Below are 15,891 nucleotides of genomic sequence, written 5' to 3' on the forward strand. Positions count from 1 at the left end.
CGCCGACCGTCACCGCCGCGAAGCCCGGCGACACCGGCTCGGCAAGATCGCGTCGCCATCGATAAAGCTGGCTCGGCCGCAGGTCGGCACGCCGCGCGATCTCCGCCACGCTCGCTCCCGGCTCGCAGGCCGCCGCCACCAGCGCCCGCTTCTGATCGTCCGTCCAAACCCGGCGCCGCTCCGCGCCTGAAATAATCGTGATCTGACTCATCGCACCATCGCTAACACCGTCGCTTGCACCAGTGCTACGTCAGCCGATCACCCGTTCCCGGCAAGGCGGTCCACACCGGAGGGGTACGATCCGCCAACGCTTCTACACCCAAGCACCCCTAACCGACCGTACAGCGAACTGGCGGTGCGCGACCCCGCGCGATAGAGCTCGGCAATGGCGTCTTCCACAATCCGCGGCTGCGCCCGCCGCTCTTGTCGAGTGCCGATCAAAGCTGCAAAATGAACTAGAACTCTCGCTCATTTGAAGCGGGGTACCGTCTCCCAATTCGCTCCGGACGTTGCAGTATCGGCTTGGTCGGATCTAGCTGGACCAGTCGCGCGCCTGTTTTGCGCATTGCTGCTACTGCGCCCGGCCAATACTGATCGGACAACGCTATGAAGACGGTTGTCTTCGATAATGATCGGACGGGCAGCTTGGATGTGACCTTCGCAAGAACTGCCACGAGGTTTGTCGGCGACAGCGACGCCAACGCGACATTATCCGCATGGCTTTCGCTCACGGCATCGCGAACCCATGTTTCGGACACCGCATAGTCCTCTGCGTCCGGAGCGCGCAAAACGGTAGTGGAGGGCGTATGTTTGTCTCGCTTGAGGCGGCTGACGGCTTCGCGAAGATAGTCATGCCACTCGCGCTCGCCGTTGACCCTCGGGCCCAGCAATGGCGCAAAAAATGCACTCTTGGTTGCCGCTTCTTCTGCCGTCTGAGCAGCGAGAACTGTTCGTCCTGTTGCAAGCGCGGCTTCCCAAGCCGCCGGATCAATCGCCGAAACCCGGCCATCTGCGACGTCTACGGCGAAATCAACATGGGCGGTCTTGGCCGCAAAGTCGTCTGAGGGAATGGCATTCGGGACGAGCACCCGCTGGCCGTCGGTCGAAAAGCGTGGCTCGCCGCGCCACTGGATGGAACTAACCGAATGGGGCAGCGCCTCGATGTAAGTCTCGGGGACAATGTCGGAGAGAGAGAGCCTCCGGACCAAGGTGCCCGTGGCACTATAAATCACCGCCGCATTTCGCCCATAGCCGAGGCCATGCCAGTCATCGAAGGTGACGGCATATGCGCCGTCATCTCGAACAATTGCAGAGACGGGCGCAGCATCGTTTGGTATCTGCCGTTCCCACATGACTCGCCAGCGCCTGTCTATCAGACGCTCCAGCCGTGCTTTCGCAGCCCGCGTTCCACCATTCTTTTGCCCGGCGGGTTCGACGTTCCCGACTTTGTCCACGAAATAGCCCAGTTGGCTGGAGAGGTCGCGCGGAGTGACGACAAGGCGCGCGTGGCCGCCGCAAGACGAGTAAGAGGCGGTCGTTGGCAGGGCCCAGCTGTCTGCGCACGATGGTTCGGGCGTAAACGCGACCACTGTCGTTGCCAGAATCAGCAAACCCAGAGTGCGAAGTATCCTCATCACGCCTGTCCTTCAGGATACAATGTATCGTTCGATCGGCGTTCCGCAATCCCTGCGATCTTCATTGCCAAGCGTAGCTCGGGAGGCGCTGCGGATGGTCGACTAAGCGGTCGCCACACCCAATAGTGCATTTGGCGCTTTGCCCATTTGCGCCGGTGCCGAGCTGAACTATGAATGCCGTCAGGGAGAAGGCTGATGGGTTTGCTGGATTTTCTGTCCAAACAGTTCGTCGATGTCATCGATTGGGTTGAGGCGCCCGGCGAGTTGGCCCTGCGGTATCCGATGGAAGCGCGCGAGATAAAGAACGGGGCGCAACTGACGGTTCGCGAGGGCCAGACGGCATTCTTCTACAATGAGGGCGAGATCGCCGACGCGTTCAAACCGGGACGCTATACCCTGGAAACTGCGAACCTGCCGGTGCTCACCGCGTTGCAGAATTGGGACAAGGGCTTCGTCTCGCCGTTCAAGGCCGACGTCTATTTTTTCAGCTCGAAGGAACAGGCGGGCCTCAAATGGGGTACGGCGCAGCCGATAACCGTGCGCGACAAGGACTTCGGTCCGCTGCGGATACGCGCCTTCGGCAGCTACTCGTTCCGCGTCGACAATGTCCCGGTGTTCGCTGCCAAGCTGATGGGCACGCTGGAGCGCTTGAGCGTTGCGGACATCGAACCGCAGCTGCGGGGGGTGATCGCGACGGCGCTCGCGTCCGGACTCGGTCAGGGCGAAACCGCGTTCGTCGATCTTGCCGGCGATCAGGCGGCGCTATCGGCGCGGTTGCGCGCCGCCGTCGATCCGGCGTTCGCGGCTTGGGGCCTCACATGCTGCAGCTTCTTCGTCGAGAGCCTGTCGTTGCCCGACGCAGTGCAGGAGCATCTCGACAAAGCCAGCTCGATGCGCGTGATGGGCTACCTAGATCGCTATGTCCGTTTCCAGACCGCCGAAGCGATCGACACCGCCGCGGCACAGTCTGGCGGAGTAGCCGGAATTGGCGCGGGAGCCGCAGCTGGCATGGCGATCGGGCAGGGCATGGGTGCTGCATTCGGCCAGCAAGTGCCGGGCGAAGACCCATATGCGCAGATCGAGAAGCTTCACCGGCTGATGACCGCGGGCGCCATCACGCAGGCAGAGTTCGACGCCAAGAAATCCGCGCTGCTCGCCAAGATCGTCTAAGGTGTCGGTGATCAACGCAGACTGCCCCAATTGCGGCGCGGCCGTGCGCTTTCGCTCGGCCGATCTGCCGGTGAGGGTATGCGACTATTGCCGCAGTTCCCTGGTCCGCAGCGGCGAAGTGTTGCAGGCTATGGGCAAGATTGCCGAAGTGCCCGCCGATGTAAGTCCGCTGCAGATCGGCACGCGGGGGATGTGGACGGAGACGCCGTTCGAGCTGATCGGTCGGGTGCGCTGGCGTTGGGCGGATGGCGGTTGGAACGAGTGGCTGATGCTGTTCGCCGACGGCTCGACCGGCTGGCTGGGTGAGGCGATGGGACGCTATATGGCGCTGCGCGCGCTCGATCATGCCGCCGGTCGTACCGGCGTGGTGCGCGCACTGCGTGATGACTCGCCGATTGCGCTCGGCATGGACGCGACGATCGACCGGGTGCGCTACATCGTGACCGATATCAAGCAAGCCACCTGTGTCGCGAGCGAGGGCGAGTTGCCGTTCAGTGCCCCCGCCGGCCTCGCGATGAAAAGTCTCGACTTGCAGGCGTCGGACGGCCGGTGCGCGAGCGTGCAGAAGGATCGCGGCCAGGTGTCGGTCTATGTCGGCGCGTTCGTCGACCTCGCAGGCCTGCGGGCGACCAATATGCGCGCGTTCGAAGACTGGCCAATGCCGAATTTCGCCGCGTGACCGAGACCGCTGCCACGGTGCGTGCGCTGACGTGTCCGGCGTGCGGCGGCACGATTGCGCTGCGTGCCGCTGGCTACACCGTCAGCCTGGTGTGCGAGCATTGCGGCACGACCCTTGACGCTGCCGACCCCGAGGTGCGGGTCATCGCGGCAGCGAGCGCGGCGATGACCCGCCCCGAGATCCCGCTCGGCACGCGCGGCGCGCTCGATGGCGAGCAGTGGGAGGTGGTCGGCTATCTCGAACGCAGCGACGGCGAAAGCGGCTGGTCGGAATATCTGCTGTTCAACCCGTATCTTGGCTATGCCTTCCTGCTCGACGATGGGCGACGGTTCAGTCTCGGATGGTTGCTCGATCGTTTGCCCGAATCTGCCGTCGATGGTCTGCAATATGCGAGCGAAACTTATCGCCGGTTTGGGACGCCCTACAAAACGTGGGTGCGCTTCGTGGTTGGCGAATTTTATTGGCGAGTCGCGGTGGGCGAGCAGGTCCGCGTCACCGATTATGTCCTGCCCGGTAAGATGCTATCGTGCGAGGAGAATGACGAGGAGCGGACCTGGACGCTGCTCGAGCTGCTCGATCGGGGCGTGGTGGAACGCGCTTTTGGCATCGACAAGCGTGGTAACGCGGGAGCCCCCGCGCCGCACGAGCCGTCGCCCTGGCACTCGCGGCTGATCGACGCGATCATTATCGGTACGGTGGCGGCGCTGACCTTGCTCTTCATCGCCGCGATCGGCAGCAATACCCATCAGCTCGCCGCTGCCGATTTCACCACGACGATCGACGCGCCGATGACGAGCCAGGTGATCAAGGGCATCACGCTGACGAATCCCGCCGGCACGGCCGTGACGATCGCTGCGCGGGCCGACGGGATCGACAATGGCTGGGTCGACGTCGATCTGTCGCTGGTCAACGCCGTCACCGACCAGAGCTATGGCGGCTACGTGCTGGTCGAGCATTACACTGGCACCGACAGCGACGGAGCGTGGAGCGAGGGCGATCGCCGCAACCGCGCGACGCTCTCCAACGTGCCACCGGGGCGGTATGATCTGGTCATCGAGCTGACCGGTCATCGCTGGGTCGGGCCGGGTCAGTCCCCGGCGAGTGCCTGGGGGACGGCCGATGTGCAGCCCGTCAGCATCGTCCTCACCACGGGCGGTGTCTTCGCCGGCAACATGCTACTGGCGCTGCTGGCGATCCTGCTCTGGCCGGCAATTCTCTGGGCCCTGCATCTGAGGTTCGAACAGCGGCGTACCGCGCCAGTGACATAAGGAACGACGAGATGAGCAAGAGTTCGATCCTGTACGCGCTGTTCTGCCTGGCGGTGATCGGTGGTTTTGTGACCACGATCCGGTCGGGCTTCTCGCCGTTCGCGCAAGGCGGGCAGCGCGCCTTCGTGCACACTGCCTATGGCCCGACGCACAAATAGGGAGACCACACGATGCTATCGCTCACCGTCCTGCTCGCCACGCTCCTCTATGCCGGGATCGGCCTGTTCATCTTCGGCTTCGGCTTCTGGCTGTGGGACAAGATCACGCCTGTCGATCTGTGGGGCGAGATCTGCCGCAACCAGAATATCGCGCTGGCGATCTTCGCCGGCTCGATCGCGATCGCGCTCGCGATCATCATTGCCGCGGCCATTCATGGCTGACGATGCGCAGACTTCGGCTGACTTGAAGGAAAAACGACTGGGGCTGGCGCTGCTCGCGTCTGCATTTGTCGTTGCGACCTGTGGGCTGATCTACGAACTGCTGGCCGGCACGCTCGCGAGCTATCTGCTCGGCGACAGCGTGACGCAGTTTTCGATCGTAATCGGTACCTATCTGTTCGCGATGGGGGTTGGCTCGTGGTGCTCGCGCTACGTGACGACGGCAGAGATCGCGGTGTTCGTCCGCGTCGAGGTCCTGATCGCGGCGATCGGCGGCGGGTCTGCGGCGGTGCTGTTCCTGCTGTTCGACCGGGTGAGCGATTTCCGGCTGCCGCTGTACGGGCTGGTCTTAATGATCGGCGCGCTGGTCGGCCTCGAGATCCCGTTGCTGATGCGGATCCTCAAGGACCGGCTCGAATTCGGCGATCTCGTCTCGAAGGTACTGACCTTCGATTATGTCGGGGCGCTCGCTGCCTCGCTGCTGTTCCCGCTGCTGCTGGTGCCGCATCTCGGCATGATCCGCACCGGCTTCCTGTTCGGCCTCGCCAATGTCGGTGTGGCGATCGCGTTGATCGTGATGCTCGGGCGCGACCTGCGGCTGCGCGTCGAATTATGGGTTGGGATCGGCGTGGCGGTAGCGCTGGCGGCGGGGTTCGTCGCGGCGGAGCGGTTGCAGCGCGCGGCCGAGGTCGGCGTTTACGGCGAACCGGTGATCTATGCCGCTTCGACGCCGTATCAACGCATCGTGCTGACAAAGCAGGGCGATGATCTGCGGCTCTATCTCAACGGCAATCTGCAATTCTCGTCGCGCGACGAGTATCGCTATCACGAGGCGCTGGTACACCCGCTGATGTCGCGCGTCGCCCATCCGCGCGACGTGCTGGTGCTCGGCGGCGGCGATGGCCTGGCGGTGCGCGAGATCCTCAAATATCCCGAGGTGCGCTCTGTCACGCTGGTCGATCTCGATCCGGCGATGACAGCGCTCTTCAGCCGCAGCGCGCTGCTTACGCCGCTTAATCACGGATCATTGCTATCGCCCAAGGTGCGCGTCCTCAATGCCGACGCATTCCTGTGGCTGCGCGCCAACCGACGGCAGTTCGACGCGGTACTGGTCGATTTTCCCGATCCCACCAACTTCGCAATCGGCAAGCTCTATACGGTCAGCTTCTACCGCGAACTCGTCCGCGCGCTCGCGCCCGGCGCGATGATCAGCGTTCAAAGCACGTCGCCGCTCGTCGCACCGCGCGCCTATTGGACGGTGGCGACGACGCTCGAGGCGGCGGGCCTCACCACGCGCGGGTATCACGTCTATGTGCCAAGTTTTGGCGAATGGGGCTTCGTGCTCGCCACCAATGGGGCGGTACCGCGTCCCGGTCCGCTGCCGCACGGCTTGCGCTTCCTCACCCCGCAGACCGACGCGTTGGCGTTTGCCTTCCCGCCCGACATGGCGCGGCGCCCCGTCCCGGTGAACCGGCTCGACAACCAGGCACTGGTACGTGAGTTCGAGGCAGAATGGGCGGTCTACGAAGGATGACCGTCTCGCGTCGCACGGTGCTTGCGGGAAGCGTCGCGGGTGCCGCGGCATTGGGTGTCGGCGCATTGGCGCTCGACGCCGGCGAGGCGGCGATCCCGGGCACGCTCGGCGGGGCTGACTTCGCGCGGGGACATCGCCTGCGCGGCGGCAACTTTCCCGCGCCGACCGAGACGCAGCGGACCGACATCGCAATCGTCGGCGGCGGCGTGGCGGGGCTTTCGGCGGCGTGGGCGCTCGCCAATGCGGGCGTCACCGACTTCCGATTGCTCGAGCTGGAGGACCATAGCGGCGGCAACGCCCGCTCGGGCCGCAATGCCGTCTCCGCCTATCCGCTCGGCGCACATTATCTGCCGATCCCCAATCCCGAGGCAAAGGGCATTTTGCGGCTGCTGGAGCAGCTCGGCATCCTGACCGGCTGGCAGGGTGGCAAGCCCGTGTTCGATCCGTACGCCATCGTTGCCGATCCCGACGAGCGGCTGCTGTATCTCGGGAAATGGCGCGACGGGCTGGTGCCCGATGTCGGTCTGACGCCGCAGGATCGGCACGACGTGACCGCGTTCTTCGCGGCGATGGAGGTCTTCCGCACGCGCCGCGATAGCGCGGGGCGCCCGGCTTTCGCGATCCCGATGGCACTGAGCGCGCGCGATCCTGACCTGCTGGCGCTCGACAAGCTCAGCTTCACGCAATGGCTCGATGCGCGAGGCTGGCATTCGCCGGTGCTGCGCGGCCATGTCCGCTACGCGTGCCGCGACGATTACGGCACCGAGCCCGATCAGGTCTCGGCCTGGGCCGGGGTGCATTATTTCGCGGGTCGCCGCGGTACCGCCGCCAATGCCGATCGCGATGCCGTGCTGACCTGGCCCGAGGGCAATGGCTATCTGGTCGGACGAATGGGCGCGCGGTTGAAAGCGCATCTCGACTGCGGACGCATCGTTCACCGCGTCGCGCCCGCCAATAGTGGGGTTGTCATCGACAGCCTGGATGTCGCACGGGGTATCGGTGTGCGTCTCGAGGCGAAGGCCGCAATCCTGGCGATGCCGCATTTCGTGGCGCGTCACGTCGTGCCTGAGGGTACGCTCGAAGACGGTCATTTCGACTACGCTCCCTGGATCGTCGCCAATGTAACGGTTGATCGGCCTCCCGCGGGCGAGGGCACCGCACTGGCCTGGGACAATGTGGCGTGGAACAGCCACTCGCTCGGATATGTCGTCGCGACGCACCAGTCGCTCGCCAGCGTGCCGGGCGCAAGCGTGCTGACCTGGTATCTCCCGCTGTCAGACATGCCGCCTGCAGAGGCGCGCCGCCTAATGCTCGACCGCTCACTGGAGGAATGGCAGCACATGGTGCGCGATGATCTGCTGGGCATGAACCCCGATTTGGCCGGTGCGATCCGGCGCATCGATGTGTGGCGCTGGGGGCATGCGATGATCCGACCTGGCCCGAACTTCTTCTGGAGCGGTGCGCGCGAGCGCGCAGGAGCGCCGCAGCCGCCGCTGTATTTCGCCCATTCCGATCTGAGCGGGCTCTCGTTGTTCGAGGAAGCGCACTATCGCGGCACGGTCGCGGCACAGGCAGCGATGGCACAATTCGGCATTTCTTATGCCGACGCACTCACTTAGGCTTGGCCATGGATTTTACCGGCACTCATCTGCTTGTCGATCTGTTCGACTGTATCGGCCTCGCCGACGCCGCGCTGGTCGAGCACACGCTGCGGGCAGCAGTGGAGCGCGCCGGGGCGACCCTGCTCGACTTCCGGCTGCACGGATTTGGCGAGGGGCTGGGGATCACGGCGGTAGCGCTGCTCGCGGAATCGCACATCAGTATTCATACCTGGCCGGAGCACCACTACGCCGCGGTCGACATCTTCCTGTGTGGTCAGGATCACGACTTGCCGGCGACGACGGCGACGCTGGTCAGCGGGTTTCAGGCCGGACGGCATACCGTTCAGTCGGTCGCACGGGGATTTGGCAGCGCGGGTCTGCGGGGATCGGCCGGATTGGCGCGAGCCACTGCCTGCCCGTCGGCGTAGAGCGTATGGAGATTGGTCGTCGTAAATCCATCTGACCGGGTTTTTGCGCGATAAGGGATTCACAATCGGACGATGAACCACGCTGTTCCGAACCATGGCTACAAGCATCGCATCGACATCGGCCCAGCCCTGCGCGTCGAGCGTCAAGCGAGCTGCGCCTCGTTTGCGCCTGACCCACAGTGACAGCGTTTCGAGAGGCGAATGTCGTCGGTCATGGCTGTTGCCCTAGTGGGCGGCACTATTGCGATCCAGTTCCGCGGTCGATCGCGGTTGCTTACGCTAAGCATTTGATCTAGGCACGGCAGCGTTGTTTCTCTGAATTAGGAAAGGAGTGAGCACATGCGAACCGCGATCGCACTTATCGCCACTCTCTATTTCCGAGTTCAGGAACATTTCTCATGGGCACGTCCCTTGCGGGTGACTGCGGTCGCCTGACCCTATTCCGTGGCCGATCGGCCGCGCTGCTGTTCAATCCTATCATTACGCGTCGGCCCGCTGGCATCTTCCCTTTCGAGGAGAGCAACCATGCGCGCTGACATGTTCAAAGTGATCGTCGAGCGCCCCCGCTGGGGTGCTGGCCACGCCCCACCCGTAAAGCTCAAGAAGGACAAGGCTCCGCACACCTATATTGGCCTGAAGCGCCATGCCCGCGAACAGGCGGCCTATACGAAGTCGCTGAGCGAGAATCTGGCGCCGCTCGTCCGCTTTCTTCAGCGGCGCGTGGGTCGACGCTGGGACGACGTGTTCAGCGAAATCTGCGTCAGCCTCGACACTGGCAGCACGGTCAAGATGCATGTCCGCCAGCATCTGCGCGATTTCGTGTTGTTCGGCATCGCGCGCGGACGCCACGGTGAACTGCTGCGGGAGGGCGAGGTCTTGCGTCCCGATCGTCGTAACTGCGGTGGTCCGGAGTTCTACGCCGATCCCGACGACGGCATCCTCAAGGATCGCGTCTGGTTCTGGCGCGATCACGGACATAGGGTTTTGCCAGGCAAACGGCACCTCGGGTGGAAGGATGCGGCACGATGAGCGAAGCCAGCATCCGCATCATCGCCTCGCCCGAAAGCTGGATTGAGCAGGCCGCGATCGACCAGCTCCATCACACGGCGCAGCTCGAAGGGATTGATAGGGTCGTCGGCCTGCCGGATCTCCACGCCGGCCGCGGGATCGCGGTCGGCGCGGCGTTCTGGTCGCGGACGCATGTCTATCCGCACCTCGTCGGCAGCGACATCGGATGCGGCATGGCGCTCTGGCGCTGTGCCTTGCCGCTCCGCAAGTTCCGCCTCGATGCGGCGGAACGCAAGCTGCGAGGTCTCGAATCACCCTGGTCGGGCGATCATGCCGGCCGACTAGATGAAGCAGGCTTGCCATCGAACCTGTTGGGCAATGCCCTCGGCACAATTGGGGGCGGCAATCACTTCGCCGAAGTGCTGCGGATCGACACTGCAATGGACGCGGTCGCCTTCGCCGGATTGGGTTTGGATCCGGCTGCGGTCTATCTGATGGTGCACAGCGGTTCGCGTGGGCTCGGCCATGCAATTCTCGAGCGGCACATGGTCCGTCACAACGTTACGGGGCTCGTCGCAGGTGAGGAGGCGTGCGTGGACTATCTGGTCGAGCATGATCAGGCGATGCGCTGGGCAACGCTCAATCGTGCGGTGATCGCCGAACGCTTCTTCGATCGGCTCGGCACCACCGGGGAGCGGTTGCTCGACATCTGCCACAACAGCGTGACGTCGCATCGGGCCGGCTGGCTTCATCGCAAGGGGGCTGCGCCGGCGGACAAAGGGCTCATTGTGATACCCGGCTCGCGAGGGGATATGACCTATCTCGTCCGGCCGCGCGATGATCCGGGCGATTTGGCGCTCCAGTCGCTTGCGCACGGTGCGGGTCGTAAGTGGAGCCGCAGCGAAGCCCGGGACAAGCTCGTCCGCCGCTTCAGCATCAGCGATTTGGAGCGAACCAGCCTTGGCAGCCGGGTTATCTGCGAGGATCGAGATCTGATCTACGAGGAGGCGCCGCAGGCCTATAAGGACATTCATCAGGTCGTACGCGATCTGGAACAAGCGGGGCTGGTTGATCCGGTCGCGACCCTGCGCCCTTTGCTGACCTACAAGACGAGGCGCCCATGACCGAGATTCTGCTGCATCTGTCATCCGGACAGGGGCCTAAGGAATGCGAATGGGTGGTCGCCGAACTCGCACGCGCGTTTTGCCGCGAAGCAGCGGCGGTAGGGCTGGCTTGCGCGCCCGTTGAGCCTATCGCCGGAGTCGCCGCGTCAGTGCTTTTGCGCGTTTCGGGCGAGGATGCTGAAGCGTTCGCTGGCATGCGCATCGGTACGGTGCGTTGGATCGGGACGAGCCCGTTTCGCCCGCTGCACAAGCGCCGCAACTGGTTCGTTGGGGTAAAACAGTTTCCTTCGGCCGAGGAGGTTCCTGAGCTGCGCGACGAGGACATCTCCTATCAAACGCTGCGCGCATCGGGACCGGGCGGTCAGCATGTCAACACGACGGATAGTGCCGTTCGCGCAACGCATCGGCCTACCGGGCTTGCAACGCTTTCGCAGGATCAGCGCTCGCAATTTGCCAACAAGAAGATTGCCCGACTGAAACTCGCGCTGGTGTTGGACGAGCGGCGGCGCGTCCGTGAGGCTGGCGGCGAGCGCGCTTTGTGGGAGCAGCATAGAGAGATGGAGCGGGGCAACGCGATTCGGATCTACGAAGGCGAGCGCTTTACGATTCGATAGCTACCTTGATGCCGTCGCTCTGCTCTCGTGGCGGTTTGATCTCATGACCGAGGAAGGGGACGTCATGAGTATCAACGCTTCCGTCATAGCACTCGTTTTGCTGGGAACGACCGTCATGGGGCAGGCTGCTCAGCCATCCGGAAGGATGTTCAGGCGGCAATAATCGCACAACCCGACGATTCATACACGGAAGGCGATATCCTCGCTTGGCCTAGAGACTTGCAAGAGGCTCTCACGCCACATCAATCATATCATGCGGGCGCGAACAACGAGCCAATCATGACAGGGGGGCGCTTCCAGCCATTGGTCTCGCGGCAGGTGAGGGCAATGGTGAGATAGATTGGGCAGCGAACACGAACCACATCAGGAAACCAAGATTGCAAGGTGCAAACCAAGCTTCGGGCTAATGCAGGTCACGGTGTCGGCGAATCTGACGAGCGCCCGGTGTTCGCCAGCGGGGCTCATGACTCGATCGGTCAGCTTCCTGAGTGCGGACGTTCGACGTCGGGTTTTATTGCCGCGACCCAAGCCGGCGAAGAAGGCGTCCATGCCGCACAGCGACCTGCTCAGCATCAATGACCAGTATCTCGAAAGCGCCAATGCGCTGCCGCTTGGATGGCTGCCCGAAGAATGGGGCACAGTCGGGCGGCGCGATCACGCGTGAACCGTGGTAGGCCATAGCTTGCTCGACCATGCCTTGACGCCCGAGGCGGTCGCGCTGATGCGCGTCGTCGTCACCACCGCGCACCGGATGCCCGACCTCGCCCGTTTGGTCGATCGGATCGGTCGCGATGGCGGCATTGCGTGCGTCGCTCGGGCCATTGCCGGGGCCGACGCTGCGCCCAACCAGATCGCGCAAGCATCGGATCTTGCGGGTCGGTTCATCGACATGGTGTTCGTCCCCCACCAGATGCGCGCACTGATTGGTGACGATCGCGAGCAACTGGATGCGGCCGCCGCGCTGCGCATCGACGATGCAATCGATCTGCTCACGCGCGCGGGGCGGTTAGATCCATCCTACGCGTCTTAGACGGGCTCGATCGGTTTCTTCTGATGTCCCGTCCTTGTCAGAACGTCGTCGTGCGGTCGGGCAGGAAGGGGCGTGCCGCATTACCTTCCGCGTGCATGAATGACTGAGGTGTCGGGGATCCGAAAATGCCCCGCCAAGGTGTGGGTCTGGGTCAACTGGCCCCCGTCCGCTTCGAAATTACTCCACGGCTGCTACGCGCTCCGTGCCGGGATTCAGATGAAACCCAAATTCCAGGACGACGGATTGTAATTGCCCATGTTCGGCAACACCGTCGTCATGTCGCCGTTCGACACGCCGAACCAGCTCGCCAGTGTGGACGCATATTGATCGACCGAGATCGTCGGCAGCAGCCGACCTTGCCCGACATCGTCGGGGGTGCCGTTGCCGATCGCGGGCGGCGTGCCGTAGATCTTCTTGCCGTTGACCGCACCGCCCATGACGAAGTGCATCGAGCCCCAGCCATGGTCGGCACCGCTGGTGTTCGACACGAGCGTGCGGCCGAAATCGCTCGCGGTGAAGGCGGTCACCTGGTTCGACACGCCAAGCGCGACCGTCGTATCGTAGAACGCGCGCATCGCATCGGCGACGAGCCCGATCTGCGTCGGGTGCGCGGTGGCGAGGTTTTGGTGCATGTCGAAGCCGCCGAGCGAAACGAAGAACACCTGCCGTTTGGTACTCAGCGCTTGCGAGACCGAGATCATCTGCGCGACGATGCGCAATTGCAGCGCGAGCGGGTTGGTCGTCGGAAAGAGCGGGAAGCTCGCCGCCGGCGCGCTCGCAAGCGCGCTCGAAACCTGGCTGTAGAGGCTGAGCGCCCGCGCGCTGACCTTGCCATGTTCGTTGGCGAGGATGTTGCCAGAGGGGGCGGTCATCAGCGTGCGCAGCGTCGCGGCGGCGGTGGTCGAGCCGTAGAGGCTCGTCGCATTGTTGATCAGTGCGGTCGGGCCACCGGTGCCGATCGCATATTGAATCGCCTGTTTGCCGGCGAGATACACCGCGTTGCCGCTGGCGTTGATGCAGGTGAGCGTCGCGTTGCCGTTGCTGCTTTCGAACAGGTCGCCGATCCGCCCACCCCAGCCCGAGGTCGCGCCTTCGGGGCTCGATGCCTGGAAATAGCTTTGCTGGTCGTTGTGGCTGAACAATTTGGGCGGCAGCCGGACCGAGGCGGCGCTGTACTGCGCCTTGGTGGTCGGCTGGACGAGCGTGCCGACGTTGAGCGCGACCGCCATCTTGCCGGCGTTGAACACCGGAAGCAGCGAGGCCATTGTCGGCGCCATCGCATATTGCCGCCCGCCGAGACTGTTGGTCGGGCTGAGCGCCGTCGCCGCCAGCGCATCGCGGGCAAGCGCGATGTTCGAGCGCTGCGCCTGGTAAAGCGCATAGCTCGCCGCGTCGTACGGCGGCAGCGTGTTGGCATAATCGTTGCCGCCATACAGGAAGATGCAGACCAGCGCCTTGTAATCGCTGGCGGTCGCTGCTGCCGCCTCGCCGATCGCCCCGAGGCTGGTCACGAAGGGCGCTGCGACGCCGGCGAGGCCCATTTGCGCGGAGCGTCGAAGGAACGCGCGGCGCGATTGATCGTGATCGAAAACGCTCATGTCACTTCACCGTCAGATAATCGGGCGACGCAAGCGTCAGGAGGATCGCGATCTGGACGCGTACGGTCGGCCCGTTGGTCGCGGTTGCCGCGATGCTGTCCACCGCGCTTTTGATCGAAGCGACGGTAGACGTGGACAATTGCCCCGCGGCAAGGACCGTGTTGACCTCGTCGACCAGCGCTGCGCTATCCGATGCCTTGGTCAGGATGTCGGTATAGTCGGCCTTCACGTCGCCGATCCCGTTGGCGACCAAGGTCTGCATGAAATTGACGTACGCGACGACGGACTGTTCGTTGGTGATCTGAAATTCGGGCGCGACGAGCCCTGCGGTGGCGATCGCGGTGTCGGGCGGCGTGTAGCCGGGGCGGAACCAGTTGAAGACCGTCTGGCTGCGCCCCATCGACTGGCCGAGCCGCGTGGTCGTGCTCGACGTGTCGCCGATCGCCCAGGCGGCGGAAGGCGATGTCACTGTATAGGCGCGCGCCCAGCCCGTCAGTCGCAGGACCGGCTCGCGCAATTTGCCGGCCGAGGTGGTGGTCAGCGTGGAATCGTCGCGCGCTTCGCTATCGAGCAGGATCGCGCGCAGCACCGCTTGCATGTCGCCGCGCACGCCCTTGCCATTGTCGGCGAACACCGCTGCCACGCGCCCGACATAGGCCGGTGAGGGATTGCTCGTGACCAATCGCTGGATGAGCTGCTTCGACACGAAGGGCGGCACGTTGGCATGCGCGAAGATCGTGTCGAGCGCGGTGTTGACCGCCGCCATTCCGCCGCCCGACACGCTGGTGCCGAGGAAGCTCGCGCTCCCGGTCTCGTTGATCGAGGCGTTCATCCCCAGCGGTACCCGGTATACATCGGGCGTGGTGGTGCTGGTCGAGGAGAGCGAGAGGCCGGTGAAGACGCGGGCGAGGCCCGAGACGTCGGCTTGCGTATAGGTCTCGAGCGGGGTGCCGCCCGCGGTCTTGACGCTGCCGTCCATGTTGAGCTGGTAGAGCCCGAGCGTGAACAGCTGCATCAGTTCGCGTGCGTAATTCTCGTCAGGCTGCGATCCCGTGGCCGCATTGGCCTTGCGATTCCCCAGGAAGGTGAGGAACGATCCCATCGCCGCGTTGGTGGTGATCGCGCCGATGATCTGGCGATAATTGGTAAAGGCGTTGTCGAGCAGCACGTCGACATAGGCCGCCGCCGCGAAGGCCTTCCAGTTGAGGTTCACCCCGTCGATGCCGACCACCAGGATATCGAGCAGCGCCATCCCGACGCGCTGGCGCAACTGGTCGGGGTCGGAGATCATCCCACGCCAGATCGTCGGATCGAAGCCGGTCTGGCTGTTGACGTTGGCCGCGGCATTGTAGCCGTTCGCGACCAGCCAGTCCCAATGCGTCGTCGTCCGCGCTTTCGCGAACTGCGCGGTCAACCAGCCACTGAAACCGGTCGACACGACATCGGTGACCATGGCGCGCGTTGCGCCCATCGTCGCTTGCGCCAGAAAGCGGCTCGCCTGGACCGGCGTGATCGCCTGCGTCACGACGGTCGGGGGCGGCGTGCTGCTGGACGAGCTGCCATCCCCGCCGCCACATGCCGCCAATGCGACTGCAGGGGTTAGGGCACTGATCGTCTTGAGCAGCGCGGATCCATCGATCGCAACCAAATCGGTGTCGAAATCCGCGTTGCGATCGTCATCCGGGTGTCGCACCGACACCACACTCGAAATACTCATTCAGATGACCCCCGCCACGTCCACGCTTTTTGCCTTTAACGCTCGGTTGCGCAAGGGCCACGCGGTCAGAGGAATGGACCATACGTCTAACGGTGGTTGTCGAGCGCAA

At 64.0% G+C, this 15,891-nt stretch carries 16 protein-coding genes; 12 read left to right on the forward strand and 4 right to left on the reverse strand.

Features of this window, described 5'->3' with window-relative positions; translation table 11 throughout:
* Positions 1-211: transposase (locus EAH76_RS22085; RefSeq protein WP_170208057.1), on the reverse strand; the 211-nt coding region annotated here is incomplete at its 3' end.
* A 244-nt stretch (positions 212-455) separates the two neighbouring features.
* Entirely contained in the window at positions 456-1,634 is a 1,179-nt protein-coding gene (locus EAH76_RS22090; RefSeq protein ID WP_140852429.1) for a hypothetical protein, read from the reverse strand.
* A gap of 195 nt (positions 1,635-1,829) precedes the next feature.
* Between EAH76_RS22090 and EAH76_RS22095 the strand changes: the two genes are divergently transcribed.
* The 12 genes from EAH76_RS22095 to EAH76_RS22145 all read left to right on the forward strand — a co-directional run bounded on the left by EAH76_RS22095 (position 1,830) and on the right by EAH76_RS22145 (position 12,467).
* Positions 1,830-2,804, forward strand: a complete 975-nt coding sequence (locus EAH76_RS22095) for an SPFH domain-containing protein (protein ID WP_140852430.1) — start codon at positions 1,830-1,832, stop codon at positions 2,802-2,804.
* 7 nt (positions 2,805-2,811) lie between these two features.
* Positions 2,812-3,483 (forward strand): DUF4178 domain-containing protein, encoded by a 672-nt coding sequence (locus EAH76_RS22100; protein WP_140852431.1) that lies wholly within the window; start codon positions 2,812-2,814, stop codon positions 3,481-3,483.
* Positions 3,480-4,751, forward strand: coding sequence for a DUF4178 domain-containing protein (locus tag EAH76_RS22105; RefSeq protein ID WP_140852432.1), 1,272 nt, complete (start codon positions 3,480-3,482; stop codon positions 4,749-4,751). The genes EAH76_RS22100 and EAH76_RS22105 overlap by 4 nt, the downstream gene beginning before the upstream one ends.
* Before the next feature lie 11 nt (positions 4,752-4,762).
* Positions 4,763-4,909: a hypothetical protein gene (locus tag EAH76_RS24225; RefSeq protein ID WP_170208058.1), complete on the forward strand. Its 147-nt coding sequence runs from the start codon at positions 4,763-4,765 to the stop codon at positions 4,907-4,909.
* Between the two features lie 12 nt (positions 4,910-4,921).
* Complete coding sequence (locus EAH76_RS22110; protein WP_140852433.1) at positions 4,922-5,131, forward strand: DUF350 domain-containing protein; 210 nt, start codon at positions 4,922-4,924, stop codon at positions 5,129-5,131.
* A complete protein-coding gene (locus EAH76_RS22115; RefSeq protein ID WP_140852434.1) occupies positions 5,124-6,662 on the forward strand; it encodes a polyamine aminopropyltransferase in 1,539 nt (512 codons plus the stop codon). The genes EAH76_RS22110 and EAH76_RS22115 overlap by 8 nt, the downstream gene beginning before the upstream one ends.
* Complete coding sequence (locus tag EAH76_RS22120; protein WP_140852435.1) at positions 6,659-8,281, forward strand: flavin monoamine oxidase family protein; 1,623 nt, start codon at positions 6,659-6,661, stop codon at positions 8,279-8,281. The genes EAH76_RS22115 and EAH76_RS22120 overlap by 4 nt, the downstream gene beginning before the upstream one ends.
* Positions 8,282-8,289: 8 nt before the next feature.
* Positions 8,290-8,691, forward strand: coding sequence for an adenosylmethionine decarboxylase (speD, locus tag EAH76_RS22125; RefSeq protein ID WP_140852436.1), 402 nt, complete (start codon positions 8,290-8,292; stop codon positions 8,689-8,691).
* Between the two features lie 525 nt (positions 8,692-9,216).
* On the forward strand, positions 9,217-9,720 hold the full coding sequence (locus EAH76_RS22130; protein ID WP_194151061.1) for a hypothetical protein: 504 nt from the start codon (positions 9,217-9,219) through the stop codon (positions 9,718-9,720).
* On the forward strand, positions 9,717-10,823 hold the full coding sequence (locus EAH76_RS22135) for an RNA ligase RtcB family protein (protein ID WP_140852437.1): 1,107 nt from the start codon (positions 9,717-9,719) through the stop codon (positions 10,821-10,823). Before EAH76_RS22130 ends, EAH76_RS22135 begins: the two co-directional genes overlap by 4 nt.
* Complete coding sequence (gene prfH, locus EAH76_RS22140) at positions 10,820-11,437, forward strand: peptide chain release factor H (protein ID WP_140852438.1); 618 nt, start codon at positions 10,820-10,822, stop codon at positions 11,435-11,437. Before EAH76_RS22135 ends, prfH begins: the two co-directional genes overlap by 4 nt.
* A gap of 667 nt (positions 11,438-12,104) precedes the next feature.
* Complete coding sequence (locus EAH76_RS22145; RefSeq protein ID WP_241659844.1) at positions 12,105-12,467, forward strand: TetR/AcrR family transcriptional regulator C-terminal domain-containing protein; 363 nt, start codon at positions 12,105-12,107, stop codon at positions 12,465-12,467.
* Between the two features lie 212 nt (positions 12,468-12,679).
* On the opposite strand, the gene EAH76_RS22150 is transcribed toward EAH76_RS22145, so the two are convergent.
* A complete protein-coding gene (locus EAH76_RS22150; protein WP_140852439.1) occupies positions 12,680-14,065 on the reverse strand; it encodes a DUF1501 domain-containing protein in 1,386 nt (461 codons plus the stop codon).
* 1 nt (position 14,066) lies between these two features.
* The gene (locus tag EAH76_RS22155; protein WP_140852440.1) at positions 14,067-15,782 is read right to left on the reverse strand and encodes a DUF1800 domain-containing protein; all 1,716 of its coding nucleotides are present in this window, start codon (positions 15,780-15,782) and stop codon (positions 14,067-14,069) included.
* Between the last annotated feature and the right edge of the window lie 109 nt (positions 15,783-15,891).

Source organism: Sphingomonas glacialis (genome assembly GCF_006439055.1).
Classification (GTDB): Bacteria; Pseudomonadota; Alphaproteobacteria; order Sphingomonadales; family Sphingomonadaceae; genus Sphingomonas; species Sphingomonas glacialis_A.